26 protein-coding genes are annotated in these 25766 nt (G+C 67.8%); 18 read left to right on the top strand and 8 right to left on the bottom strand.

Annotation, left to right across the window (positions count from 1 at the left end; genetic code table 11):
• Positions 1-15: 15 nt before the first annotated feature.
• The 5 genes from AC1DNF_RS01180 to AC1DNF_RS01160 form a co-directional block, all read right to left on the bottom strand.
• Positions 16-1215, bottom strand: coding sequence for a CaiB/BaiF CoA transferase family protein (locus AC1DNF_RS01180; RefSeq protein WP_478146688.1), 1200 nt, complete (start codon positions 1213-1215; stop codon positions 16-18).
• A gap of 10 nt (positions 1216-1225) precedes the next feature.
• On the bottom strand, positions 1226-2113 hold the full coding sequence (locus AC1DNF_RS01175; protein WP_478146687.1) for a CoA transferase subunit A: 888 nt from the start codon (positions 2111-2113) through the stop codon (positions 1226-1228).
• Between the two features lie 15 nt (positions 2114-2128).
• Entirely contained in the window at positions 2129-2935 is an 807-nt protein-coding gene (locus tag AC1DNF_RS01170; RefSeq protein WP_478146686.1) for a CoA-transferase subunit beta, read from the bottom strand.
• Positions 2936-3079: 144 nt separating this feature from the next.
• Positions 3080-3916 carry a FadR/GntR family transcriptional regulator gene (locus tag AC1DNF_RS01165; RefSeq protein ID WP_478146685.1) on the bottom strand — a complete coding sequence of 279 codons (837 nt, stop codon included), beginning with the start codon at positions 3914-3916 and terminating at the stop codon, positions 3080-3082.
• A gap of 406 nt (positions 3917-4322) precedes the next feature.
• Positions 4323-5054: a FadR/GntR family transcriptional regulator gene (locus tag AC1DNF_RS01160; RefSeq protein WP_478146684.1), complete on the bottom strand. Its 732-nt coding sequence runs from the start codon at positions 5052-5054 to the stop codon at positions 4323-4325.
• Between the two features lie 147 nt (positions 5055-5201).
• Between AC1DNF_RS01160 and AC1DNF_RS01155 the strand changes: the two genes are divergently transcribed.
• Positions 5202-6176 (top strand): Bug family tripartite tricarboxylate transporter substrate binding protein, encoded by a 975-nt coding sequence (locus tag AC1DNF_RS01155; RefSeq protein ID WP_478146683.1) that lies wholly within the window; start codon positions 5202-5204, stop codon positions 6174-6176.
• 9 nt (positions 6177-6185) lie between these two features.
• Here the strand turns inward: AC1DNF_RS01155 and AC1DNF_RS01150 are convergent, their stop codons facing one another.
• On the bottom strand, positions 6186-6881 hold the full coding sequence (locus tag AC1DNF_RS01150) for a nitroreductase (protein WP_478146682.1): 696 nt from the start codon (positions 6879-6881) through the stop codon (positions 6186-6188).
• A gap of 169 nt (positions 6882-7050) precedes the next feature.
• On the opposite strand from AC1DNF_RS01150, the gene AC1DNF_RS01145 reads away from it, so the two are divergent.
• The 16 genes from AC1DNF_RS01145 (at position 7051) to xylB (ending at position 24286) form a co-directional block, all read left to right on the top strand.
• Complete coding sequence (locus AC1DNF_RS01145; protein ID WP_478146681.1) at positions 7051-8370, top strand: Rieske 2Fe-2S domain-containing protein; 1320 nt, start codon at positions 7051-7053, stop codon at positions 8368-8370.
• A 21-nt stretch (positions 8371-8391) separates the two neighbouring features.
• Positions 8392-9348, top strand: a complete 957-nt coding sequence (locus AC1DNF_RS01140; protein ID WP_478146680.1) for a PDR/VanB family oxidoreductase — start codon at positions 8392-8394, stop codon at positions 9346-9348.
• A gap of 15 nt (positions 9349-9363) precedes the next feature.
• On the top strand, positions 9364-10086 hold the full coding sequence (locus AC1DNF_RS01135; protein WP_478146679.1) for a FadR/GntR family transcriptional regulator: 723 nt from the start codon (positions 9364-9366) through the stop codon (positions 10084-10086).
• A 40-nt stretch (positions 10087-10126) separates the two neighbouring features.
• Positions 10127-11095 (top strand): Bug family tripartite tricarboxylate transporter substrate binding protein, encoded by a 969-nt coding sequence (locus AC1DNF_RS01130; RefSeq protein WP_478146678.1) that lies wholly within the window; start codon positions 10127-10129, stop codon positions 11093-11095.
• A gap of 9 nt (positions 11096-11104) precedes the next feature.
• Positions 11105-12397, top strand: a complete 1293-nt coding sequence (locus AC1DNF_RS01125; RefSeq protein WP_478146677.1) for a CaiB/BaiF CoA transferase family protein — start codon at positions 11105-11107, stop codon at positions 12395-12397.
• On the top strand, positions 12394-13575 hold the full coding sequence (locus AC1DNF_RS01120; protein ID WP_478146676.1) for a thiolase C-terminal domain-containing protein: 1182 nt from the start codon (positions 12394-12396) through the stop codon (positions 13573-13575). The genes AC1DNF_RS01125 and AC1DNF_RS01120 overlap by 4 nt, the downstream gene beginning before the upstream one ends.
• Positions 13572-14024, top strand: a complete 453-nt coding sequence (locus AC1DNF_RS01115) for a Zn-ribbon domain-containing OB-fold protein (RefSeq protein WP_478146675.1) — start codon at positions 13572-13574, stop codon at positions 14022-14024. The genes AC1DNF_RS01120 and AC1DNF_RS01115 overlap by 4 nt, the downstream gene beginning before the upstream one ends.
• A gap of 10 nt (positions 14025-14034) precedes the next feature.
• Positions 14035-15147 (top strand): CaiB/BaiF CoA transferase family protein, encoded by a 1113-nt coding sequence (locus AC1DNF_RS01110; protein ID WP_478146674.1) that lies wholly within the window; start codon positions 14035-14037, stop codon positions 15145-15147.
• Between the two features lie 185 nt (positions 15148-15332).
• Positions 15333-16640, top strand: coding sequence for an ABC transporter substrate-binding protein (locus AC1DNF_RS01105; RefSeq protein WP_478146673.1), 1308 nt, complete (start codon positions 15333-15335; stop codon positions 16638-16640).
• A gap of 115 nt (positions 16641-16755) precedes the next feature.
• Positions 16756-17613, top strand: coding sequence for a carbohydrate ABC transporter permease (locus tag AC1DNF_RS01100; RefSeq protein ID WP_478146672.1), 858 nt, complete (start codon positions 16756-16758; stop codon positions 17611-17613).
• Positions 17614-17622: 9 nt separating this feature from the next.
• Complete coding sequence (locus tag AC1DNF_RS01095; protein WP_478146671.1) at positions 17623-18444, top strand: carbohydrate ABC transporter permease; 822 nt, start codon at positions 17623-17625, stop codon at positions 18442-18444.
• Between the two features lie 142 nt (positions 18445-18586).
• The gene (locus AC1DNF_RS01090) at positions 18587-19618 is read left to right on the top strand and encodes an ABC transporter ATP-binding protein (protein WP_478146670.1); all 1032 of its coding nucleotides are present in this window, start codon (positions 18587-18589) and stop codon (positions 19616-19618) included.
• A 13-nt stretch (positions 19619-19631) separates the two neighbouring features.
• Entirely contained in the window at positions 19632-21050 is a 1419-nt protein-coding gene (gene dalD, locus AC1DNF_RS01085; RefSeq protein ID WP_478146669.1) for a D-arabinitol 4-dehydrogenase, read from the top strand.
• Complete coding sequence (locus AC1DNF_RS01080) at positions 21047-21835, top strand: L-iditol 2-dehydrogenase (protein ID WP_478146668.1); 789 nt, start codon at positions 21047-21049, stop codon at positions 21833-21835. Before dalD ends, AC1DNF_RS01080 begins: the two co-directional genes overlap by 4 nt.
• A gap of 23 nt (positions 21836-21858) precedes the next feature.
• Complete coding sequence (locus AC1DNF_RS01075; RefSeq protein WP_478146667.1) at positions 21859-22812, top strand: AraC family transcriptional regulator; 954 nt, start codon at positions 21859-21861, stop codon at positions 22810-22812.
• Between the two features lies 1 nt (position 22813).
• Positions 22814-24286, top strand: coding sequence for a xylulokinase (xylB, locus tag AC1DNF_RS01070; protein ID WP_478146666.1), 1473 nt, complete (start codon positions 22814-22816; stop codon positions 24284-24286).
• On the opposite strand, the gene AC1DNF_RS01065 is transcribed toward xylB, so the two are convergent.
• Both AC1DNF_RS01065 and AC1DNF_RS01060 read right to left on the bottom strand, forming a co-directional pair.
• Positions 24283-24855: a hypothetical protein gene (locus AC1DNF_RS01065; RefSeq protein WP_478146665.1), complete on the bottom strand. Its 573-nt coding sequence runs from the start codon at positions 24853-24855 to the stop codon at positions 24283-24285. The two genes, xylB and AC1DNF_RS01065, sit on opposite strands and share 4 nt — an antisense overlap.
• A gap of 33 nt (positions 24856-24888) precedes the next feature.
• Positions 24889-25107 (bottom strand): hypothetical protein, encoded by a 219-nt coding sequence (locus AC1DNF_RS01060; protein WP_478146664.1) that lies wholly within the window; start codon positions 25105-25107, stop codon positions 24889-24891.
• A gap of 240 nt (positions 25108-25347) precedes the next feature.
• On the opposite strand from AC1DNF_RS01060, the gene AC1DNF_RS01055 reads away from it, so the two are divergent.
• A complete protein-coding gene (locus AC1DNF_RS01055) occupies positions 25348-25755 on the top strand; it encodes a hypothetical protein (protein WP_478146663.1) in 408 nt (135 codons plus the stop codon).
• The last annotated feature ends 11 nt before the right edge of the window (positions 25756-25766 follow it).

Here is a 25766-nt window from a genome sequence, read left to right as displayed (position 1 = left end):
GGATGAACACCCGGCTCAGCCGCGAACGTGCAGCGTGCGGCTCTCTCTCAATGCGGCGATCCTCTCTTCGCTCCAGTGCAGCAGGCTGCGCAGCAAGGCCGGACCGTCCGCGCCCAGCGCCGGCACGCTGTCGCGCGCATGCGCGGCCGTGCGGGCAAAGCGGAACGCGGGATTCGGCACCTGGAAGGCGCCCGAGCCGTCGTCGATCGTCTGGAAGACCTGGCGCTCGACCAGCGGCGGCAGCTTCATGGCCTCGCGCACGGTGAAGTAGCGCGAGCACGGCACGCCGGCGGCGTTCATCGCCGCCTCGCACTCGGCGGCCGTCCGGGTCCCGGCCCAGTCGTCGAGCAGTTGCATCAGCTCGCCCCAGTGGTGCTCGCGCTCCGCATTGGCCGCGAAGCGCAGGTCGGTGATCCACTCGGGATGCCCGACGCCGCGCGCGAGCGCCTCGAAATTGTTCTGGCTCACCGGCGCGATCAGCAGGAAGCCGTCCATCGCCTTCGTCGGCCGGTAGAGCGGGCGGCGCCGCGCGGCGGGAAACTGAGCCTCCTGGCATTCATAGACCAGCATGCCGAGCATCGCGTCCATGAGCGACAGATCGACGTGGTCCCCCTCCCCCGTTCGCTCGGCGCGCAACAGCGCGCTCTGGATGGCGCCGAAGGCGAGCGAACCGCCCAGCACGTCGGCCACGAAGATGCCGTTCTTGAGCGGCCGCTCGACGTCGCCTTCCTGGTAGTCGAGATTGGCCATGTCGTAGCCGCTCGCCGCGTGCAGCACCGGCGCGTAGGCGCTGCGGCCGGCCCACGCCCCGTCCTGGCCGAAACCGGAGATGGAGCAATACACCAGCTTCGGGTTCAGGGCCGAGAGCGATGCGTAGTCCAGGCCCAGCCGTTTCATCACGCCGGGCCGGTAGTTCTCGACCACCACGTCGCTCTTCGCCACCATCTCGCGGATCAGCGCGATCGCCTCGGGCTTCTTGAGGTCGAGCGCCAGGCTCTTCTTGCCGGCGTTGAGCTGCGCGAAATAGGTGCTTCGGCCTTCGCGCTGCGGCGCCCGCAGGCGGATGTAGTCGCCCTCCGGCGGCTCGACCTTGATGACCTCGGCGCCGAGGTCGGCCATGAGCCGGGTGCAGTAGGGCCCCGACATCATGGCGGTGAAGTCGAGGACGCGAACGCCGTCGAGGATTCCGGGCTTCGCGGCGTTGCTGTCGCTCATCGGGTGGCCTTCAAAAAAGATTCGTCTCGGACACCGCGAGCCCGGCCAGCCGGGCGCCGCCCAGCGCGTCGAGATAGTCGGCATGCGCGGCCGCGTCGCCGGCGTAGCGCTTGAGGTAGGCGGCGAAGGCTTCCTCGCTCGCGCTGGCCTTGACGTATTCCTTCAGATGGCGCTCGTCGGCGCGGTAGAGCGAGGGCGAGGATGTCGGGTGCGCACCGTAAGGCGCCTCCACCACCGCATCCACCATCACGCTCGGCAGCTTGGTCAGGTGGTTGGAGCGGCGGATGGTGTCGGACGACACGATGCGATCCACCGAAACGATCACGTGCCGCGACGCCTGCGCGAGCATCGCATCGAAGAAGGGCGTGGCGAGGTACTGCACGTTGCCGTGCTCGTCGGCCTGCTGTGCATGGAGAAGGCAGACGTCGGGCTTGATGGCCGCCGCGGCCAGCATCTTGCGCTCGCCCGGCCTGGACGGGAGCGGCCAGTAGTGTTCGGGCGTGTGGCGCGGCAGGTCGGTGCCGAGGTCGGGAATCGCCGTCCAGGGCATGTCGCAGATGCCGGCGCGCAGGCCACCGGCAATGCCGGGACCGTCGAGCTCATAGACCTTCAGCATGCCCGCCTCCGCTTGCCGGCGGAAGTGCGGCGCGAGGCCGAACTGCTCGAAGCTGATGAACACGCAGGCGGTGCTGCGCGCACAACCGGCGCCGATCAGCATGTCGGGCGCGATGGAACCAGGCGCGGGGATCAGGTCGAGCTCGCGCACGCCCTTGCGGATCAGCGCGCGCACGAGCGCCATCGGCTGCGCGTTGAAGATCCAGCCGCCCAGGCCGACCTTGTCGCCATCCTTGACGACGGCCACGGCCTCATCGAGGGAGATCAGTTTGCTTTTGCTCATGGGAATGGGGATGGGTCAGGGAAACTTGCGGCGCAGCGTCGCGCGGGTGTCGACGCGGGTGCGCAGAAGGCGCAGCTCTTGAGCCGTCGGCATCGCGGTGGTGGGCGGCGTGCCGTCGACGCGCATTTCGAAACCCGTGGCCGACTGGATCTGGTCCAGCGTGACGCCGGGATGGACGGAGCGCACCCGCATCTCCTTGGTGGTCGGCTCGAAGTCGAAGACGCCCAGGGGCGAGACCACGAGCCTGGGGCCGCCCGCCGGCAGGCCGGCCTCCACGCGGGAGTTGCCGCCTTCCATGTGACCGGCGCCGCAGAGGAAATCGACGCGCGGCACGAAGGCGCTCCTGTCATGGCGCGTCAGAGCCACGTAGAAGCGCCTGGCCAATCCGCACAGGGCACTGATGCCCACCGTCCCTGGTCCGCGCACCCTGGGCTTGGCATGGTCGCCCACCACCACCGTGTTGATGTTGCCGAAGCGATCGACCTGGAGGGCGGAAAGAATCGCGAAGTCGAAGAAGTGGATCTTCCAGTCGATGAAGTCGATCATGTTTGGAAGATCCATCCAGGCCTCGGACGACTCGATGTTCTCCGAGTCGGCGGTCGACAGCAGGTGGTCGCGCACGGGGTTGACCATGCCGCCCGGCCCCGAGATCCACCACAGCCGCGGCGCCTGCATCTGGCGGGCGAGGTTGCAGGCGGCGAGCTGGATGTCGGAGTTGGTCCCGATGATGACCTTCTCGCCATCCTCGAAGTCGCGGGCCAGCAGCACGGCGAGGAGTTCGCCGGTCGACGGCTTGTCGTCGTCTTTCGTTGTTTGCTTCATTTTTGGTTCAACCATTGCAAAATGGTAGGAGCCGACCCTGAAGCTGTCAAGCAGGGTTCGCCCCCGCGGCGCGCAATAAAAAGACCGCGCGCCTTGCGGCGGGCGGTCAGGGGCTGGGCGGCGGGCGGGTTCGCCGCTGCGTGTTCAGCGCGCGGCCTTGACGGCCGCCTTCGCCGCCGGTCTTGTCGCCGCTTTCACGGCCGGCTTGGCCGCGGGCTTTTCCTTGCTCTCGACCTTCGACAGATAGCTGCGCTGGAGCCGCTTGAGGATCGACTCCATCTCCGCCACGGCCGCATCCGCGTCCTTGGCGGCGATGTGCTTCACGAAACGCCGGCGGGAAGGCAGTACATAGGCGTTCTCGTAGTGCCCGATCTGGCCGATGAACTCGGCCAACACGTTGAGCACGCCGTTCATCACGATCACCATGATCGGGTTGCCGGTCATGCGCGCGAGGATGCGATGAAACTCGAGGTTGGTGGCGGCGCGCTCGGGAAAGTCGCCCTTGCGCGTGGCCTCCTCGGCAGCCTCGATGTTCCTGTTCAATGCCTCGATGTCGGCCGGCGTGGCGCGTGCGCAGGCTTCCCGCACGAGGATGGACTCGAGCCAGATGCGCGCCTCGGTCAGGTGCTCCGGCTGTATGGCGCCCATGTGGTACATGTCCATCAGGCCGGTGGCGATGGCGTCGCCGCTGCGCCCGCTGATGAAGGCGCCGCCGCTGGCGCCCTTCTGCAGCCGGATCAGCCCGGCGTGCTCCAGCGAACGCAAGGCCTCGCGCAAGGTGTTGCGCGACACGCCGAATTGCTCGGAGAGCGCGCGCTCCGAAGGCAGGCGGGTGCCGACCTTGAGCCGTCCCTGGGCCAGCTCGGCACGGATCTGCTGGGCAATCTCCTCGAACGCGCGGGCCGAGCGGATGGCCTGGAACTTCGCGGGCGACGCGGGCGGCGCGTCGGCCCGCACATCTTGTGAAACTTTGGCATTCATGGGGGTCACCTCGCGGAGAAAAAAATGTTCGACCTTTGAGCCAATGATAGATGGCGCCCATCTTTCCCATGTCGCTCGCATTCAGACTTTTCTAGACTGGTTCGACCATTGAATCCGCAAGCAGGAAAACAGATGACGCAACAGAACCTCCCGAGCGACGAAGAGCGAGCCATGCTGCGCGACTCGGTCCGCCGCTTCTTCGCCAGGCACTGGCCGGCGGAAAAGGCCGGAATGGGCTGCCGACCCTGGTCGCATTCAGGGGGTGTGGGGCCAGCTGGCCCATCAGGGGCTGGCATCGCTGGGCACGGACCCGAGCGAAGGCGGCCTGCGCGAGGCCGTCATCGTGCTGGAGGAAATGGGCCGCGCGGCCTGGGCTTGCCGCGCTGAACCGGCACCGGCGCGTCGCTCAGCGCGCCGCCTTCCTCGCGTCCATCGCCTCCAGCAACACGTTGAGCGCGTTCAGGTGCTTGGCGAGCGCGGCGCTCGCCTTGTCCGCATCGCCCTCGCGCATGAGGCGCAGGACCTTGCGCCGCACCTGCACCACATTGCTCTGCGGCGCCGAGTCGAGCCTGGCGATCAGGCCCCGCAGGATCTCCGACAGCGCATCGATCAGCATCACGATGACCTCGTTGTGGGTCGCCCTGCCGATCAGCCGATAGAACTCGGTGATCAAGGCGCTGTCGCGCACCGGCCGGCCCTGCTTGACCAGTTCGGCGAAACGGTCGATGTCTGCTTCGAGCGCCAGGAAGTCCGCCTCGGTCGCGCGCTCGCAGGCCAGCCGGATGGCCAGGCCCGTCAGCAGGATGCGCGCCTCGGTGACGTCCGACACCGGCACCTGGTTGAGCGCCACCATGTCGCGCACCGCCTGCGTGATGCCATCGGGATGCGCCTGCTTGATATAGAAGCCGCCGTTGACCCCGGTCAGCGCCTCCACCATGCCGGCCATCTCGAGGCTGCGCAGGGCCTCGCGCACGCCGCTGCGGCTGACGCCGAACTGCTCGGAGAGCTCACGCTCGCTGGGCAGGCGGTCGCCGGCGGACAGGACGCCGTCGACCACCTGCTGACGGATCTGGTCGCAGACGGCCTCGAATGCGCGACGCATGCGCACCGGTGCGAAGACTGGGGTTGATTCCGACATGGCTCCTTTTCTCCTGGAAACGCGAACGTTGATGAACTTCGGACGCGGAGCCGATAGTGTGCCTCGCCGTCGGGCCGGCTCCGATTGACCAGCCACATCATATTATGTATGGTTCAACCAATACAATTCTTATCAGGAGACAGTCCGATGAATCCATCCCGCCGCCGCACGCTGACCACCGGCCTCGGATTGCTTGGCGCCGCCGCATTGCCGGGCATCGGCCGGGCGCAGCAGCCGGCCTATCCGAATAACGTCATCAAGTTCATCATCCCGACGGCGGTCGGCGGGGGCCACGACACCATGATGCGCGTCATCGGCCAGAAGCTCACCGAGGCCTGGGGCCATGCGAGCATTGTCGAATCCAAGGCCGGCGCGAGCGGCGCCATCGCCGCCGCCACCGTGGCCAAGGCAGCGCCCGACGGCTACACCTTGCTGGTGAACTACAGCGCGCTCGTGAGCAACCTGGTGCTGCAGCCCAACCCGACCTACAAGCTCTCCGAACTGGCGCCCGTCAGCATGCTCGCATTGACGCCGATCGCCATCGGCGTGCGCGAGTCGCTCGGCGTGCAGACGCTGGGGCAGTTCGTCGAACTCGCCAGGTCGAAACCGGGCAAGCTCTCCTACGGCTCCTACGGCCAGGGCTCGGGCGGGAATTTCGTGGGCGAACTGCTCAACGTGGCGGCCGGCATCGAGACGATCCACGTGCCGTACAAGGGCGAAGCGCCGGCGCTGCAAGACCTCATGGGCGGGCAGATCGACGCGGCCGTCGTCTCGCTCGGCGGGGTGTCGCGCTATCCGGGAAAGATCAGGCCCCTGGCCGTCGCGAGCCCGAGCCGCTTCCCGCTCTATCCGGACGTGCCCACCTTCGCGGAGGCGGGCTTTCCCGCCGTCAACATGCCGGGCTGGGGCGCGCTGTTCGCGCCGGCCGGCACGCCGCGCCCCATCATCGACAAGCTGGCGGCCGAGATGGCGCGCATCGTCAAGCTGCCCGACGTCGCGCCCAAGCTGCTGGAGCTCGGCTTCGAGCCGGCCGGCTGGGGGCCCGAGAAGCTCTCGGGCTTCCTGGCCGAGCAGCTCGCGCTGACGCAGAAGCTGGTGTCCGCCGGACGCGTCAAGCTCTGAAGCGCGGCCTCAGTCTTCCACCCAGCGGCAGGCCTCATCCAGGCCGGCGCGCGGGGTGCGGAAGCGGTTGGCCGGGTGCGCGGGGTCTTCATAACCGAAGGCGATGCCGCACACGACCCGCCGGTCCTCGGGTATCTCGAACCAGCGGCGCAGGAACTTCGCGCGCGCCGCGACGGCGGCCTGCGCGATGCTCGCCACGCCGCGGCTCCTGGCGGCCAGCATGAAGTTGCTGACGTAGGCGCCGCAATCCAGCACGCCATAGGTGCCGAGCGCGGCTTCGGTGGTGATCAGCGCCATGTGCGGCGCGCCGAAGAAGCCGAAGTTCAGCTGCGCCTGCCTCGCCGAGGCCTCGCGATCGCCATGCGCGATACCCACGCTGTCGTAGAGCTGGAACCCGCATGCCCGGCGCCGATCGCGGTAGACGCCGCGGTATTCGGCCGGTGGCGCGATGTCGAAGCCGGCATCGGCCGAGGCCTCGGGCGTCGCCATGGCCTCGCACAAGCGGCGGGTGGCGGACGCGCTGGTCACCGCCACTTGCCAGGGCTGCGAGTTGCACCACGAGGCGGTGCGCTGCGCCGAGCGCAGGATCGCGTCGATGAGCTCGCGCGGCACCGGCGTGGGAAGGTAGCCGCGGCAGCTGTAGCGCTCGCCGAGCAGCGCGTCGAAGACCGCCGGCGGCGTGCATTCGAGGGGCGTGTGGTTCATGTCGGAGCCCATGCTGTTTCATCCATCTATGGTTGATCCATTCTAAAGGGTATTGGTCCGAATTCTTTACAGGACCAGGGAGCCGCACTAGCATTGGTCCTACCAATCTGGCCCACCAAAGTGGACACGTCGCTTTCCGTGTCCCAGCCCTACAAGGAATTCTGCCGCCATGCTCTCGCACGAAGACAACGAAACTCTTGTTCGCGTCGGCCCCGACGCCGCGATGGGGCGGTTGATGCGCCTCTACTGGATTCCCTTCCTCCCCTCCCGCGATCTCGAAGCCGATGGCCAGCCCCAGCGCGTGCGCCTGCTCGGCGAAGAACTCCTGGCCTTCCGCGACAGCGAGAACCGCGTCGGCCTGATCGACCACGCCTGTCCGCACCGGGGCGCGCCGCTGGTCTTCGGCCGCAACGAGAACTGCGGCGTGCGCTGCATCTATCACGGATGGAAGTTCGACACCGAAGGCCGCGTCGTCGACACGCCCGCCGAGCCGCCGCAGAGCCGCCTGAAAGACACGGTGAGCATCAAGAACTACCCTTGCCGCGAACGCAACGGCATCGTGTGGACCTACATGGGCCCGGACCGCGAGAGCCCGCCGCCGCTGCCGAATGTCGAATGGAACCTGGTTCCGCAGGAAAATGTCTACGTGAGCTTCCGGGTGCAGGAATGCAACTGGCTGCAGGCCGTCGAAGGCGAGATCGACTCGGCCCACGCCCCCATCCTGCATGGTCGCATCGACTCCCAGGGCGCCATCAGCGACTGGGTGGCCAAGAAGGATCTCCGGCCCACCTTCGAGTGCAAGCGCCAGGATTTCGGCATGAGCGTGGCGTCGCGCCGCGTCCTCGACGAGAACACGCACTACTGGCGCGTCAATCAGTTCCTGCTGCCGTTCTACACGCTGGTGCCGCCGCAGTCGCGATACCCGGAGCTCAGCGGCCATGCGTGGGTGCCGCTGGACGACAACAACACGCTGTGCATCATGTTCTCGTACCACCCGACGCAGAAGTTCTACGAGAAGACACGAAAGCTCTTCGACAACGGCCACGCCGGCCGGGAGACCGGGCACCCGAGCGCGAACGCCTATGCGCCCCGCCCCGCGACCGAGCCCTACGCCAGGTACTGGACCCGGTTCAACCCGCAGAGCGCGTTTCTCTTCAACTACGACGCGCAGACCAAGACCTGGTTCTCGGGGCTGCCCGGGCTCTGGGTGCAGGACGCGGCCTGCCAGTCCGGCGTGGCACCGATCTACGACCGCTCGAAGGAGCACCTCGGCATGAGCGATACCGGCATCGCGATGACGCGCCGGCTGCTGCTGGAAACCGTGCGCAACCTCTCGTTGCGGGAACAGCGGCCGCCGCGCATCGAGGACCCGGACCTGACGATGGTGCGCGCCGTTTCGCTCACCGTTCCGGCAGGAGAGTCGTGGAGCGAGTCGGGCCGTGACCTGATGACGGCACGGCTCGGCGCCGACTTCGGCTACACGCCCTGAGCCCGGGACCCGGCGCCACCCATGAACAAGCCCCTGATCGACCTCCGCCTGAAGCAGATACGGCTGGAGGCGGACGGCATCGCCTCCTATGAATTCGTCCCGACCGCGGACCAGACCCTGCCGGCGTTCAGCGCCGGCTCGCACATCGACCTGCACCTCGCGCACGACATGGTGCGCAGCTACTCGCTCGTGAATGCGCCGGCGGACCGATCGCGCTACGTGATCGCCGTCCAGCGCGACAGCGAAGGCCATGGCGGCTCGATGTGGATGCACTCGTCACCGCGCGTCGGCGACGTCATGCGCGCCAGCGCGCCGGGCAACGACTTTCCGCTGGTCGAGGATGCGCGGCAGTCGGTCTTCATTGCCGGCGGGATCGGCATCACGCCCATCATGTCGATGCTGCGCCGGCTCGACGCGCTCTCTCGCCGCTGGCGCCTGCACTACGCCAGCCGTTCGCCGCGGGAGACGGCCTATCTGGATGAACTGCGCGGCATGGAAGGCGAAAGCGGCGAGGTCGACTTCTGCTTCGGCTCCTCGCGTGTCGCCCGGCTCGACATCGCCACGATCGTGCGCGACGCGCCGCCCGACTGCCATCTCTACTGCTGCGGCCCGAGCCGCATGATCGACGCCTTCATTGCCGCCTGCGCATCGCGACCGCCGCACACGGTGCATTTCGAGCGCTTCGCCGCCGGCAGCGAGGCCGCGACCGAAGGCGGCTATGAAGTGGTTCTGAACCGCAGCGGCGCGCGGCTGACGGTGGCCCCCGGCAAGACGATCCTCGACACGCTGCTCGACCACTCGATCGACGTGTCTTACGCCTGCACGGCGGGCGTGTGCGGGACCTGCCGCACGCAGGTTCTCGCCGGCGAGCCCGACCACCGCGACGACTTCCTCAGCGACGAGGAAAAGCAGGCGAACGACGCGATGATGATCTGCTGCTCCGGCTCGCGTTCGAAGACGCTGGTGCTCGATCTCTGACACGGATGCGGACCCATGACGACGAAGCTCGAACCGGCCGGCGAATCGCACGACAGCGCCGGCAACGGCGTGATCGCGGGCATCCTGGCCTATCTGCGGGACCGCCGCCTGCAGCCCGGCGACCGCCTGCCTTCCGAACGCGACCTCGCCGAGCGGCTGGGTGTCGGCCGCAACGCGGTGCGCGAGGCGCTCGCGACGCTGGTGACGCTGCGCATCGTCGAATCGCGTCCCCACTCGGGCATCTATCTGCGGCACGTCGAGCGCGAGAGCAGTTTCGAGGCGCTGGTGATGCTCACCGACATGGGCGCCACGCCCACGCCCACCGAGGTCGCGGAGACGATGGAGGTGCGCGCCCATCTCGAAGTGCTTGCGGCGGGTCTGGCCTGCAAGCGCCGCATCGAGGCCGACCTGGAGCGCATGGAGGCCGTACTGCGCCGCACCGACGAAGTCCTCGCGCAAGGCGGGAACATCGCCGCGGCCGACACCGACTTCCACATCGCCCTGGCGGACGCGACGCACAACTCGGTGCTGGTGCGCGTGCTCAACGCCTTCTATCGATTCACCGGCCGCCGCCGCGAAGCGATGTTCGAGGACCCGGCGCAGGGCAAGGCCTCGCTGCGCGACCACCGACTGCTGTTGCAGCACATCAGGAACCGTGACGCGGCGAAGGCCCAGTTGCTGATCCTGCGCCACATGGACCGCGCCCGCAGCTACTGGTCGACCGTCCTCGGCGCCTGAGCCATCCATTCATCCATTCGACAAGACAAGGAGACCCCCCATGAAACAAGCTCTCGCCACACGGCGCGCCCTGCTGTGCGCCGCCTGCCTTTCGCTCGCCCTGCCGGCCTTCGCGCAGGGCTATCCGACCAAGCCGATCCGCATCATCGTCCCGTACGCGGCGGGCGGCAGCACCGACCAGCTCGCGCGCGCGATCCAGCAGTCGATGAGCGAGACGCTCGGCCAGCAGGTCATTGTCGAGAACAAGCCGGGCGCCGGCGGGACCATCGGCGTGGACTACGTGGCCAAGGCCGCACCGGACGGCTATACCCTGGTCTTCGGCAACACCGGCCCGAATGCGGTGGTGGCGCTGATGCGCAAGGTGCCCTACGACCAGTTCAAGGACCTGCGCCCGATCTCGACGGTGGCCATCACGCCGATGATCCTCGCCGTCCCGGCGGACAGCCCGGCGAAGACGATGAAGGAATTCCTCGCCTACGCCAGGAGCAGCGGCAACGCGTTGAACATCGGTTCGGTCGGCAATGGTTCGCTGTCGCACCTCACGGCCGAGTATTTCAACCAGGCCGCCGGCACGCGCATGCAGCACATTCCCTACAACGGCGGGGCACCGATGATGACGGCCTTCGCCGGCGGACAGCTCCAGGCGGCCTTCGTCACCGGCCTCGATGGCGCCACGCTCGTCAACTCGGGCAAGGTGCGCTATCTCGCCGTGGCGACGCCCAGGCCCACCGACACCGTTCCCGGCCTGCCCGCCATCGCGGATGAGGTTCCGGGCTTCAGGAGTTCGGCCTGGTTCGGTGTCCTGGCACCCAGGGACACGCCCGCCGACGTGGTCGCCAAGCTCCATGCGGCGGTCGCGACCGCGGTCGCGCGCCCCGAGCTGCGCAAGATGTTCGGCGAGCGCAATGTCGAGGCGCGCAGCAGCACACCCGAGGAACTCGAGAAGCTCATCAAGGACGAGACGGCCCAATGGGGCCCCGTCGTTCGCAAAGCCAACATCCAGATGTAAGGACAGTCCATGCTCGAGAACCTGGAAACCGACTTCCCCGAACACCGACCTCGACCCGCCAATGCGCCCCAGGCGCTGGCGGGCATCAAGGTGGTCGATTTCACCCACTTCATCGCCGGGCCGTTCGCGACCATGATGCTGGCCGACATGGGCGCCGACGTCATCAAGATCGAGGCGCCGGGCCGCGGCGACGACTTCCGGCAGTACCCGCCGGTGCATCCCGGGCTTGCGCAGGGAGCGCCCTTCCTCTGGTCGAACCGCAACAAGCGCAGCGTGGCCCTCGATCTCAAGACGCCGCAGGGGATGGAAGTGGCGCGCGAACTCGTCGCCACGGCCGACGTGGTGGTCGAGAACTTCTCGACCGGCGTGATGGAGCGCTTCGGTCTCGACTACGAAAGCTGCCGCCGGCGAAATCCGGAACTCATCTATTGCTCGGTGTCGGCCTATGGCCGCGAAGGCGCGTTCGCCGACAGGCTCGGCTTCGATCCGATCGCGCAGGCCGAGAGCGGCTTCGTCTCGATGAACGGCTATGCGGATCGACAGGGCGTGCGCGCCTTGTCGCCCGTCATGGACATCAGCACCGCGATGATGGCTTCCAATGCGATCCTCGGCGCGCTGGTGGCGCGCGAGCGCACCGGGCGCGGACAGGCGGTCGAGGTGGCGCTGTTCGACAATGCCGTGCTGATGACGGGCTATGCCGCGCTGCAGCATGTCTTCAGCGGCGCGGAGCCGCAGCGGCACGGCAACACCAGCCCGGACACCTGTCCGTCGGGCGTGTTCGAGGCGCGTGACAGGTCGTTCTACATCAACTGCGGCAACAACAAGATCTTCCAGCGGCTGATGTCGCAGGTGATCGAGCGTCCCGACGTGGCGAACGACCCGGCCTTCGCCACCGGCCGCGAGCGCACGCAGCGGCGGGAGGAATTGTTCGCGCTGCTGGGCGAGGCCTTTGCGCACCAGCCCTGGTCGCATTGGCAGGCCCGCATGCGCGCCGCGGGCGTGCCCTGCGGCGAGGTGCGCTCGGTGGGCGAGGCGATCCGTTCGCCCGAGGCGCGCGAGCGCCGGCTGGTCACGCGCATCCCGCATCCGACCGTAGGCTGGGTGCCCAACATGGCGCTGCCGATCCGCTATTCGGGCACGCCGATCGCCGATCCCATCGCGGCGCCGACGGTCGGGCAGCACACGAGGGAGGTCCTGCGCGAAAGCCTCGGCTACGACGAGGAGCGCCTGGCCGCACTGGAAGACGCCGGCGCGTTCGGCCCACCGAGCGCGCGGCACGAGGCCGCCGACATCCCCGCATGACAGCGCGCTCGCTCAGAGGCCGTGTGGCGGTGGCCGGCATCGGCGAGACCGGGTACTTCCGCCACGGGCAGTCGCCGGACGCGGAGTTCAAGCTCGCGCTGAAGGCGATTCTTGCCGCCTGCGAGGACGCGGGGCTCGATCCGCGCGAGATCGACGGGTTCTCGTCGTACAGCGACGACCGCAGCGAGCCCTCTCGGCTGGCCGCGGCGCTCGGCATCCGGCGACTGCGCAGCGCGACGATGCAGTGGGGCGGCGGCGGCGGCGGCTGCTGCGCCGCGGTAGCGAACGGCGCGGCCTCCATCGCCGCGGGGCTGGCCGACTGCGTGGTCGTCTTCCGCGCGCTGGCGCAGGGGCAGCACGGGCGCTTCGGGCAGGTGGCGGGCATCGACACCATCGCCGGCGAGAAAGCCTACCTGATGCCCTACGGCGTGCTCTCGCCACCGCAGCGCTTCGCGATGCGCGTGCGCCGCTTCATGCACGATCACGGCGTGAAGCAGGAAGCGCTGCGCGCGATCGCCATGGCTTCGTACCACCACGCGCAGGCCAATCCGCGCGCCGTGATGCATGGCAAGCCGCTCGACGTTGCGAAGTACGACGCGTCGCGCTGGATCGCGGAGCCGTTTCACCTCTTCGACTGCTGCATGGAGAACGACGGCGCGGCCGCCATCGTCCTCGTCTCCGCCGGGCGCGCCAAGGATTTCGCGCACAAGCCGGCCTACGTGCTCGGCGCGGCGATGGGCTCGGGCTATCGCGCCGGCGCCATCGCGCACAACGCGCCGGCCTACGGCAGCGCGAGCTTCGAGACGGTGGCGCCCGAGCTGTATGCGATGGCCGGGATCTCGCCCGCCGACGTCGGTGTGGTGCAGAGCTACGAGAACTTCACCGGCGGCGTGGTGATGGCGCTGGCGGAGCACGGATTCTTCAAGCCCGAGGAGGCGAACGAGTTCCTCACGCTCGAGAACCTGAGCGCGCCTTCGGGGCGCCTGCCGCTGAACACGAGCGGCGGCAATCTGGCCGAGTGCTACATGCATGGCTTCGAACTGGTGCTGGAGGCCGTCCGGCAGGTGCGAGGCACCTCGACCAGCCAGGCCGTGCGCAACGACGTGGCGCTCGTCATCGGCGGGCCGATGGTCACGCCGGTGAGCAACCTACTGCTGGCATCGGAGGCCGTGCTGTGAACGACGAATCGACCCCGCGCTACCTGCCGCCGGGCCTGCCCATCCCGGAGCCCGAGGCGGATGGGCTCTCCGAGCCCTACTGGACGGGCCTGCGCCAAGGCCGGCTGCGCGTGCAGCACTGCGCGCGCTGCGGCGCCTGGCAGTTCGGCCCCGAATGGCTGTGCCACCGCTGTCACGACTTCGACCCGGCCTGGGAAGACGTCGCGCCGCGCGGGCGCATCTACAGCTGGGAGCGGGTCTGGCATCCGGCGCACGCGGCGCTCAAGGACCGGGGCGCCTATCTGGTCGTGCTGGTGGAGTTGCCTCATGCGGGCGGCACGCGCATGGTCGGCAATCTGCTGGGCGACCCGATGCAGGATGTGCGGATCGGCGCGGAGGTGGAAGGCGTGTTCGAGCATCACGCGGACGCGCAACCGCCGTTCTCCCTGCTCCAGTGGCGCTGTGCCTGAGTCCAAAGCCATGAACCCGAACACCGAAGCTCGCGGCCCCCTGGCCGGCCTGCGCGTCGTCGAATTCGCCGGCCTCGGCCCCGGTCCCTTCGCCTGCATGCTGCTGTCGGACATGGGCGCCGACGTCATCGCGGTGGAGCGCGCGGGCAGGAAGCCGGGCGACCGCGCGGACATCACCGGCCGGGGCCGCACCGTCGTGCTGGCCGACCTGAAGAATCCCGCATCGCGCGAGGAAGTCCTGCGGCTGATCGACGAGGCGGACGTGCTCGTCGAGGGCTTCCGGCCGGGCGTGATGGAGCGCCTGGGCCTCGGACCCGGCGACGTGGCGACGCGCAATCCGAGACTGATCTACGGCCGCATGACGGGATGGGGCCAGCAAGGCCCGCTCGCGCAGGCCGCCGGCCATGACATCAACTACATCGCGCTGACCGGGGCATTGCACGCCATCGGACCCGCCGCGGGCGCGCCGGTGCCGCCGCTCAACCTGGTGGGCGACTACGGCGGCGGCAGCCTCTACCTGGTCGTCGGCATCCTCGCGGCGCTTCATGAAAGCCGGCGGTCGGGTCGAGGCCAGGTCGTCGATGCCGCCATCACGGACGGCGTGCACTCGCTGATGAGCCTCTTCCGGACCGGTGCGATGCGCGGCACCTTCTCGGAGCAGCGCGGCGCCAACATGCTGGATGGCGGCGCGCCCTACTACGGCGTGTATGAAACCGCGGACCACAGGCACGTGAGCATCGGGCCGATCGAGCCGCACTTCTTCGCCGAGCTGTGCGAGCGCCTGGGCGTCGAGCCCTCGCTGCGCGACGCGCAGCACGACAGGCAGCGTTGGCCCGCACTGCGCGCCGAGCTCGATCGCATCTTCCGCACGCGCGGCAGGGATGAATGGACCGCGCTGCTGGAAGGCAGCGATGCCTGCTTCGCGCCGGTGCTCGCGCTCAGCGAAGCCCCCATGCATCCGCACAACGCGGCCCGCGATGCGTTCGTCGATGTGGACGGCGCGATGCATCCGGCACCGGCGCCGCGCTTCTCGCGCACACCCTCGGCGATCCAGGGCGCGGCACCCGCGCAAGCCCGGACGATCGTGGAGGTGCTCGACCGCTGGGCGCTCCGGCCGTCTTGACGGGGCGCGCGACGAATCGCGAGGCCGAATAGAACACATCTTGAATTGCCTGAATTAGGGAAGTCACCGATCAACCGGTGCATCCAAGTATCGAAGCAGGCAATCCAAGTACCAAACCCGCAACGCGGAGTCTCCAGAATCCGGCCACGGCGACCAGCCTGTCGTCGACCACAAAGGAGACATTCATGAAGCGTTTTCTGAAGGCGGGCCTGGTGCTCGCTATCGCGAGCGCGGGCCTGGCCCACGCCGCGACGGAGCTCGTCATCGCCACCGTGAACAACGGTCACATGATCGAGATGCAGAAGCTCACGCCCTTCTTCGAGAAGGCCTACCCCGACATCAAGCTCAAGTGGGTCACGCTCGAGGAAGGCACGCTGCGCCAGCGCGTCACCACCGACATCGCGACCAAGGGCGGCCAGTTCGACGTGATGACCATCGGCCTGTACGAAGCGCCGATCTGGTCGAAGAAAGGCTGGCTACAGCCCATCGCCACGGACGCCGCCTACGACGCCGACGACCTGCTGCCCGCCATCCGCGACGGCCTTTCCTACGAAGGCAAGCTCTACGCCGCGCCCTTCTACGGCGAGAGCTCGATGCTCATGTACCGCAAGGACCTGGCCGACAAGGTCGGCTTCAAGATGCCCGAGCAGCCGACGTGGACACAGATCAAGGAGCTCGCCGGCAAGATCCACGACCCGAAGGCGGGTGTCTACGGCATGTGCCTGCGCGGCAAGCCCGGCTGGGGCGACAACATGGCCTTTCTCACCACCCTGGTCAACACCTACGGCGGCCAGTGGTTCGACATGAGCTGGAAGCCGCAGATCGACACCAAGCCCTGGAAAGACGCGATCACCTTCTACGTCGACCTCATGAAGGCCTACGGCCCACCCGGCGCCTCGGCCAACAGCTTCAACGAGAACCTGGCGCTCTTCAACGAAGGCAAGTGCGGCATGTGGGTCGACGCGACGATCGCGGCCTCCTTCATCAGCGACCCGAAGCAGTCGAAGGTGGCCGACAAGGTGGCCTTCGCCCCGGCGCCGGTCGCCGTCACGCCCAAGGGCGCCAACTGGCTGTGGTCGTGGAACCTGGCCATCCCTTCGAGTTCGACCAAGTCAGAGGCCGCTCAGACCTTCGTGAAGTGGGCGACCTCCAAGGACTACATCAATCTGGTGGCCAAGGAGCAAGGCTGGGCCTCCGTGCCCACGGGAACGCGCAAGTCGACCTATGCGAACCCGGAATTCCAGAAGGTGGCGAAGTTCGCCGCCGCCGAGAAGAAGGCGATCGACTCAGCCAACCTCACCGACAGCACGCTGCCGAAGTCGCCGTATGTGGGCGTGCAATACGCGGCGATTCCTGAATTCCAGGCGATCGGCGTCGCCGTGGGCCAGCAGATGAGCGCGGCGCTGGCCGGCAAGGTCACGGTCGACGAGGCGCTGAAGACTTCGCAGACGGCGGCGGAGCGTGAAATGAAGAAGGGCGGGTACTACAAGTAGCCCCCACGCTGCACGCGCTTCGTGCAGCTTCGCACTCCCCCCGGGGAGGGCACTGCCAGCGGACCGGCCGACCCGGGTCCGCGGCAGCTCAGAACAACGCCATGGGGATCTGTCTATGAACCGCTTGTTGCCTCGGGCGCTGATGGCGCCGGCCGTGCTCACGCTCGTCCTCTGGATGATCGTTCCGTTGGTGATGACGATCTACTTCTCGTTCGTCAACTACAACCTGATGCAGCCCGGCGAACACACCTTCTCGGGCCTGGAGAACTTCCGCTACTTCATCACCGATCCGGACTTCTGGCCCGCGGTGTGGAACACCCTCCTCCTGATCGGCAGCGTGATCGTCATCACGGTGGTGTTCGGCGTCCTGCTCGCGCTGCTGGTCAACGAGCCCTTCCCCGGGCGCGGCATCGTGCGCGTGCTGCTGATCTCGCCTTTCTTCGTCATGCCCACTGTGAACGCGCTGCTGTGGAAGCACATGATGATGAACCCCATCTACGGCGTGCTCGCGGACCTGTGGCGCTTCTTCGGCGCGGAGCCGATCGACTGGCTGACCGACGTGCCGCTGCTGTCGGTGATCATCATGGTGGCCTGGCAATGGCTGCCCTTCGCCTGCCTGATCTTCATCACCTCGCTGCAGTCGCTCGACCGCGAGCAGATGGAAGCCGCCCGCATGGACGGCGCGAGCGCCTTGCAGCGCTTCATCTACCTCACCCTGCCCCACCTGGGCCGGCCGATGGCGGTGGTGATCATGATCGAGATGATCTTTCTGCTCTCCGTGTTCGCCGAGATCGCCGTCACGACCAATGGCGGGCCGGGCAACGCGAGCACCAACCTCACCTACATGATCTTCAAGCAGTCGCTGATGAACTTCGACGTCGGCGTGGCCTGCGCGGGCGCGCTCTTCGCGGTGGTGCTGGCCAACATCGTGGCCGCATTCCTGATCCGCATCATCGGCAAGAACCTGGACTGAGGGCTCGGCATGCAATCCAACTTCCTCTTCACGGCGCTGCGCACCGTCTGTGCCTGGGCCGCCACGCTGCTGATCTTCTTTCCGCTGGGCTGGCTGGTGCTGACCTCGTTCAAGACGGAGCTGCAGGCGATCCATGTGCCGCCGCTCTTCATCTTCGAGCCCACGCTGGACAACTTCACGGAGGTCCAGCGGCGCAGCGACTACCTGCTCTATGCGAAGAACTCCCTCATCACGAGCGTGGGCTCGACCATCATCGGGCTGCTCATCGCCGCGCCGGCCGCATATTCGATGGCCTTCTTCCGCACCAGGCGCACGCGCGACATCCTGATGTGGATGCTCTCGACCAAGATGATGCCGGCCGTCGGCGCGCTGGTGCCGATCTACGTGCTCGCGCAGACCGCGGGCCTGCTCGACACGCGCACGGCGCTCACCGTGGTCTTCACGCTGTCCAACCTGCCGATCATGGTGTGGATGCTCTACAGCAGCTACAAGGACATACCGAACGAGATCCTCGAAGCCGCGCGCATGGATGGCGCGAACCTGTGGACCGAGTTCCGCCACGTGGTGCTGCCGCTGTCCGTCGGCGGGCTCGCATCCACCGGCCTGCTGTGCCTGGTGCTGAGCTGGAACGAGGCCTTCTGGGCGCTCAACCTGAGTTCCGCCAAGGCCGGCACGCTGGCCACGCTGATGGCCTCCTATTCGAGTCCCGAAGGCCTCTTCTGGGCCAAGCTCTCCGCCGCCTCGCTGATGGCCATCGCGCCCATCGTGGTGTTCGGCTGGTTCAGCCAGAAGCAGCTCGTGCAGGGCCTCACCTTCGGCGCGGTGAAATGAAGACCACCCCCGTTGCTTGCTCGCTTCGTGTAGCCGCCTCCCCCCTCCAGGGGGCAACGCCGGCGGACCGGCGAAGCCGGATCCGCGGCGTTTCAGGAAGGGGCTTCGCTTCGCTTGCCCGCTCATATCAAGGAGTTTTCTGATGGCTTATCTTCAACTCGACAACATCAAGAAGACCTTCGGCGACGTCCAGGTCATCAAGGGCGTGAACCTGGAGATCGACAAGGGCGAGTTCATCGTCTTCGTCGGGCCCTCCGGCTGCGGCAAGTCGACGCTGCTGCGCCTGATCGCCGGGCTCGAGCCCATCACCAGCGGAAAGCTGACGCTCGACGGCAAGGACATCACGAACACGCCCTCGGGCAAGCGGGACTTGGCGATGGTGTTCCAGAGCTATGCGCTCTATCCGCACATGAGCGTGTACGACAACATGTCCTTCGCGCTCAAGCTGGCGAAAGTGTCGAAGGACGTGATCAAGTCCAAGGTCGAATACGCAGCCAAGACGCTCAACCTGACGCAGTACCTGGAGCGCACGCCCAAGGAGCTGTCGGGCGGCCAGCGGCAGCGCGTGGCCATCGGCCGCGCGATCGTGCGGGCGCCCAAGGTGTTCCTCTTCGACGAGCCGCTCTCCAATCTCGACGCGGCCCTGCGCGGCAACACGCGCGTGGAGATCCACAAGCTGCACCGCGCGCTGGGCGCGACGAGCATCTATGTGACGCACGACCAGGTCGAAGCCATGACGCTCGCGGACCGCGTGGTGGTGCTGCGCGATGGGCTGATCGAGCAGGTCGGCACGCCGATGGACCTGTACGACCACCCGGCCAACCAGTTCGTCGCGCAGTTCATCGGCATGCCCTCGATGAACATGGTGAATGCGCGCGCGATACCGAGCTTCTCGGAGCAGACCGGCGGCCGGCTGCCCGCTGACGGCTTCCTCGGCGTGCGGCCCGAAGCGCTGCGCGTGCATCCCCGGCAAGGTGCCGGCGCGCCGGCGCGCGTGGAGCTGATCGAGGCGCTGGGCTCCGACACCCTGATCCACATCGACGTCGGCGGCGTGCCGCTGGTCGCGCGCCAGAACGATCGCACGACGCTGCAGGCCGGCGACGACGTGAGCGTCGAACTCGACCCGTCCGTTCTTCATTTCTTCAACCGGGAAGGCCGCGCGCTCGCCGCCTGAGCCTTGTCTTGCCATGGCCTCATCCAATCCCTCCGAATCTGTCGTGCTGCATCTTGGGCTCGGATCCTTCCACCGCGCCCACCAGGCGGTGTACCTGCAGGCGCTGATCGACGCCGGCGACACGCGCTGGTCGCTGACCGGCGCCAACCTGCGGCCCGACATGGCCGAGGTCGAAGCCGCGCTGCGCGCCCAGGGCGGCCGCTACACGCTGGAGACCGTTTCGCCCGCCGGCGCCTACCGCTATCAGCGCATCGACGCGATCCGCGAGGTCCTTGCCTACGACGCGACGCTCGCCGCCGTGATCGCGCACGGGGCCGATCCGCGCACGCGGGTGATCTCCTTTACCGTGACCGAGGCCGGCTATTACCTCGACCCGAAGGACCGGCTGGACACCACCGCCCCCGACATCGCCGCGGACCTTGCGCGCGCGCGCAAGGGCGAGGCGGGCACGACGATCTACGGCGCCCTCTGCGCGATCCTGCGCGCACGCCGCGCGGCCGATGGCGGTGACGTGACGCTGCTGAACTGCGACAACCTGCGCCACAACGGGGAACGCTTCCGCAAGGGGCTGCTGGAGTTCATCGGACTGGCCGGCGAGCCCGATCTTCTCGAGTGGGTGCGCACCCACACGACCAGCCCGAACGCGATGGTCGACCGCATCACGCCGCGGCCGCCGCCCGAGCTGCGCGCGCGCGTGCTGGCGGCGACCGGCTGGGACGACGCGGCGCCGATCACGGGCGAGAGCTTCATCCAGTGGGTGATCGAGGACGACTTCATCAACGGGCGGCCCGACTGGGGGCGCGTCGGCGTGCAGCTGGTCGATTCGGTGCAGCCCTATGAAGAGGCCAAGATCCGCATCCTCAACGCCAGCCACAGCTGCATCGCCTGGGCCGGCACCCTGATCGGGCTGAACTACATCCACGAAGGCACGCAGGACCCGCTGATCCGGCGGATGGCCTACGACTACGTGACCGACGACGTCATCCCCTGCCTGGACCTGCCCGGGCGGCCGAGCCCGGTGGACCTGCCGGCCTACCGGGACGTCGTGCTGGAACGCTTCGGCAACCCCGCCATCCGCGATACCAACCAGCGCGTGGCGATGGACGGGTTCTCTAAGATTCCGGGCTTCATCGCGCCGACGGTGCGCGAGCGCCTGTCGCGCGGCGAGAGCATCGACAGCGTGGCCATGCTGCCGGCCCTGTTCCTGGCCTTCCTCCAGCGCTGGCACCACGGGGCCCTGCCCTATGCCTACCAGGACCAGGGCATGGACGAGGCCGTGGCGCACGCCATCTGCGACGCGGCGGATCCGGTCGCGGCGCTCTGTTCGGACAGGACGCTGTGGGGCGACGCGGCCGGCGACGCGCGCCTGGTCGACGCGGTGCGCGCCGCCGGCGCGCGGGTCAGGAAATTCGTGGAAGGAACCGGGATATGACAGATCGTCTTGCACAACGCCACGTGCTGGTGACCGGCGCGGGCGGCGGCATCGGACTGGCCATCGCCAAGGCCTGCCTGACCGAGGGCGCGCGCTGCACGCTGGTCGACATCGCGCGCACGCCCTCCGACGGCGTCGTCCAGCTCCAGCGGGAGCATCCGTCGCGCGTGGTCTATCTGCCCGCGGACATCGCCGACACAGCCTCGATCGCGCGCCTGGTCGAGGCCGCGCGGGCCGCGAACGGCCCGATCCATACGCTGGTCAACAACGCCGCGCTGTTCGACATGGCGCCGCTGCTGGAGAGCGACGAGGGCTCCTTCGACCGTCTGTTCGCGGTCAACGTCAAGGGCATGTTCTTCGTCATGCAGAGCGTGCTGCGGCACATGATCGACGCCGGCGTCCAGGGCGGCTCGGTCATCAACATGGCCTCGCAGGCCGGCCGGCGCGGCGAGGCGCTGGTGTCGCACTACTGCGCCACCAAGGCGGCCGTCATCAGCTACACGCAGAGCGCGGCGCTCGCGATGGCGCCGCACGGCATCCGCGTCAACGGCATCGCGCCCGGGGTGGTCGATACGCCGATGTGGGGCCATGTCGACTCGCTGTTCGCGAAGTACGAGGGGCTCCAGCCCGGCGAGAAGAAGCGCCAGGTCGGCGCGGCCGTCCCGCTCGGCCGCATGGGAACGCCGGCCGACATCGCCGACGCGGCCGTGTTCCTCGCCAGTGACGAAGCGCGCTACATCACGGCGCAGACGCTCAATGTCGACGGTGGTAACGTCATGAGCTGAAGCCCCGTGACCAGGATCCCCGCATGACATCGGTGCGCCAACGCCACCTCCCGCGCCACCGCGAACCCGAGCTGGAGCGCGATATCACGCGCTCGCCCTCGCTCGGCTACGAGCCCCCCGAGGAAACGGGGCTCGTGCGCTGCCTGGCGCACGGTTTTCCGAGCCCCCTGGTGCGCTGGCATTTCCACGAGGAATACGAGCTGCACCTCATCACGGAGACGTCCGGCAAGGCCTTTGTCGGCGACTGGATCGGCCCGTTCCAGCCCGGCCATCTCGTGCTGTGCGGACCGCGCCTGCCGCACAACTGGATCTCGCTCGACGTACCCGAGGGCGGCTCGGCCGGCCGCGACCGCGTGATCCAGTTCCGGCACGAGCCGATCGAACGCGCGGCTTGCGACATCCCCGAGCTGCGCGATGCCTTGCAGCTGCTCGAACGGGCGAAGCACGGGGTCGAGTTCTTCGGCCTCGCCGATCGCGCCATGGCGCACTGGGATGCCGTCAAGGCAGCGCATGGGCTGCGCCGCCTCGCGCTGTTCCTGGACTACTTGGCCGACCTGGCGCAATGCACCGACTACCGGCTGCTGTCGAATGTCCAGATGCAGGGCATGGAAGGCGATGCCGAGGTCGACCAGATCAACGTCATCGTCAACCGCATCGCCGCCAACCTGGCCGACCCCATCGTCATGGCCGATATCGCCGCCGAACTGGGCATGAGTGAAAGCCGCTTCAGCCGCTTCTTCAAGCGCTCCACCGGCAACAGCTTCACCGATTTCGTGAATCGCGTGCGCATCAACAGTGCCTGCCACCTGCTGATGCAGACCGACCACTACGTGACCGACATCTGCTATCAGGTCGGCTTCAACAACGTGGCCAATTTCAACCGCCGCTTCCTGGAAATCAAGGGCATGACGCCGACCGAATTCCGGCGCCAGAGCGACAGCCGCTTCGGCGCCGGTGTCGCCGACCAAAGGCGCTGACATGTACCTGGGACTCGACCTCGGCACCTCCGAGCTGAAGGCCCTGCTGCTGGGCGACGACCACCGCATCGTCGACATCGCCCGGGCGCCGCTCACCGTCAGCCGGCCCGCGCCGCTGTGGTCCGAGCAGGCGCCGTCGCAGTGGTGGGACGCCGTCGATGCCGTGATGGCGGCACTGCGGCAGGGCCATCGCGCCGCGCTGTCCGCCGTCCGCGCCATCGGCCTGTCGGGCCAGATGCACGGCGCGGTCGCGCTCGATGCGGCGGGCGAGGTGCTTCGCCCCGCCATCCTCTGGAACGACGGCCGCAGCGCCGCCCAGTGCAACGAGCTGACGGCGCGCGTCCCGCGCCTGGCCGCCATCGCCGGCAACCTCGCCATGCCGGGCTTCACCGCGCCCAAGCTGCTCTGGATGCGCGAACACGAACCCGCGCTCTTCGCCCGCACGGCGCAGGTCCTGCTGCCCAAGGACTGGCTGCGCTTCATGCTGAGCGGCGAGCTGGCGAGCGACATGTCGGATGCGTCGGGCACGCTGTGGCTGGACGTGGGTGCGCGGGACTGGTCGGACGAACTGCTCGCGGCCTGCGGACTCGCGCGCTCGCACATGCCGCGCCTGGTCGAAGGCAGCGCCGTCGCGGGCCGCCTCAAGCCCGAGCTGGCGCGGCGCTGGGGTCTGCGCCCGGACGTGCCCATCGCCGGCGGCGGCGGCGACAACGCCTCCAGCGCCGTCGGCATGGGACTCGTGGACGCGGGCCAGGGCTTCGTGTCGCTGGGCACATCCGGCGTCATCTTCGTGTGCGGCGAGCACTTCGAGCCGAACCCGGAACGCGCGGTGCACGCCTTCTGCCATGCCCTGCCCGGCCGCTGGCACCAGATGTCGGTGATGCTCTCGGCCTCCAGCGCCATCAGCTGGGCCGCGCGCGCCTTCGGCCTGGGCGACGAGGCCGCCCTGCTCGCCGCGGCGGCCGGGCTGAGCGCCGACGGGCGCCGTCACGCGCCGCTGTTCCTGCCCTATCTTTCCGGCGAGCGCTCGCCGCACAACGATGCCCGGGCGCAGGGCGTGCTCTTCGGCTTGACGCACGCGCACGGTCCGGCCGACATGGCCTACGCGGTGGTGGAAGGGGTGAGTTTCGGGCTGCGCGACGGGCTGGACACCCTCGCGGCGCCAGCCGGTGACCTGATGCTGGTGGGCGGCGGCGCGCGCAGCGCCTGGTGGGCACAGTTGCTGGCCGACATCCTCGAAGTGCCGCTCGCGGCCAGCGAAGGCGCGGAGGCCGGCGGCGCGCTGGGCGCGGCCCGGTTGGCCTGGCTGGCGGATGGCGGGTCGGAAGCGGAGGTCTGCCGGCCACCGCGAGTGCGGCAGCGATTCGAGCCGGCGCCGACGCACCGGGATGACCACAGCGCCCGCCATGGGCGATTCCAGGCGCTCTACGCGAGCCTGCGCTCGAGCTTCGCCCTCATGCGCGTCGCGCCTTAGTGCTTGCCCATGTGCCCGAAGGACGTGCGCAAACCGGCGTAGTCGGTGGGGCCGCTGCTCTCGGGCGGATTGCCGGTGGCGGACAGCCAGGCGGCGATGCTCGGCAGGCGCCGATCGAAATAGAGCTGGAGCTGCATCCAGTTGCCGGTGGCGGTGTGCCCTTCGGTCAACTCCAGCGCCTCGACGGCGATGGTGCGCAGGCTGCTCACCATCGCGAGCGAGCGGCCGCCCAGCAGTTGGAGCGTCACTTCACGGCCCTGCGCCAGGATTTCGCCCAGGATGCGCCGATGCACGATGTAGTCGGGCCAGCTTCGCTTGACGCAAGCATCATCGAGCTCCCGGAAGACCCAGTGCATGTTGCCGGCGAAGATCGCCGCGACCTGCCGGCCCTGGCGCTGGCTCTGCTTGGCGGCCACCTTCTGCAGCCGCACCGCATAGACAACGGCCACCAGCACGCCCACGGTCTGGACCCATGCCGCCCAGTCGCCGGAAGTGGTGGGGCGGTAGAACCAGAAGATCACCCCCAGGACCACAGTGATTGCGGCGACAGCCGCTACAAGTTTCCGCATTTCTTTCTTTTTCCAGAATCGATGGCGCACGCTTCAGGTGCGCGGTCCATCTTTGCCAAACATCTTTCGGATCGCCGCCACGCCCGCGACCAAGGCATTGGCGTAAGTGGCATACGGATCGGCAGAGGCCTCCAGAGGCAGATAGGGAAGGGCCTCCTCCATCGCGTAATCGGTGGCTTCCAGCAATACCCAATAGAACTCGCCCTCTTCGAGTTCGTGAACAGTCAGCGCGATATTTCGCAGTTGCGACATGGGGTTAGCCAGGAGTCATCGAGTGCATGAAATCGATCGTATGCAACCCTAAGTATTACGCCTAGTCACAATTTCACGATTCAACCCGGATGTAACTTGCCCAGATGGAATTCGGGGTCGGGAACGCGCCCAATAGAGGAAAAGTGCTCATTTCGCACAATCCATGCTTTTCCTACAGCCGGGCGGAACGGGTCGGCCTAAGCTGAATGCACTCTCAATCCCGCACCACAAGGAGGAGCCATGAAGCATTTCACGCTCGATGGACATATGTGTGCCCTGATCGGCGGCGTGTTCTATCCGACCGGGCATTCGGTGGTGATGTTTCCCAGCGCGGAGGATGCCAGCCGCGTGGGGCACCATCTGATCGAGACCTGCGGCTTCACAGGTGACGAGATCTACCTCATTCCTCCCGACACCATGTTGTCGGAAATCGCGCCCACGGTGCGAGAGGCGGACCTTCCGATGCCTTCGGCCGGGACCGAAGGCGCCACCGTGCGCGCCTATATCAAGCTCGCGCGCGACGGCCACACCGCCCTGCTCGTGAAGACCCGTAACGAGGAAGCGGCCGAACGCCTGATGCGCGAGGTGCGCAAGGTGGACTACTCGATCGCGCAGCGCTACCGGACGCTGGTGATCGAAGACCTCTGAGGTCCGCGGGC

The organism is Variovorax sp. 01T432, assembly GCF_056398605.1.
This window is presented reverse-complemented; position numbering and strand designations above follow the sequence as displayed.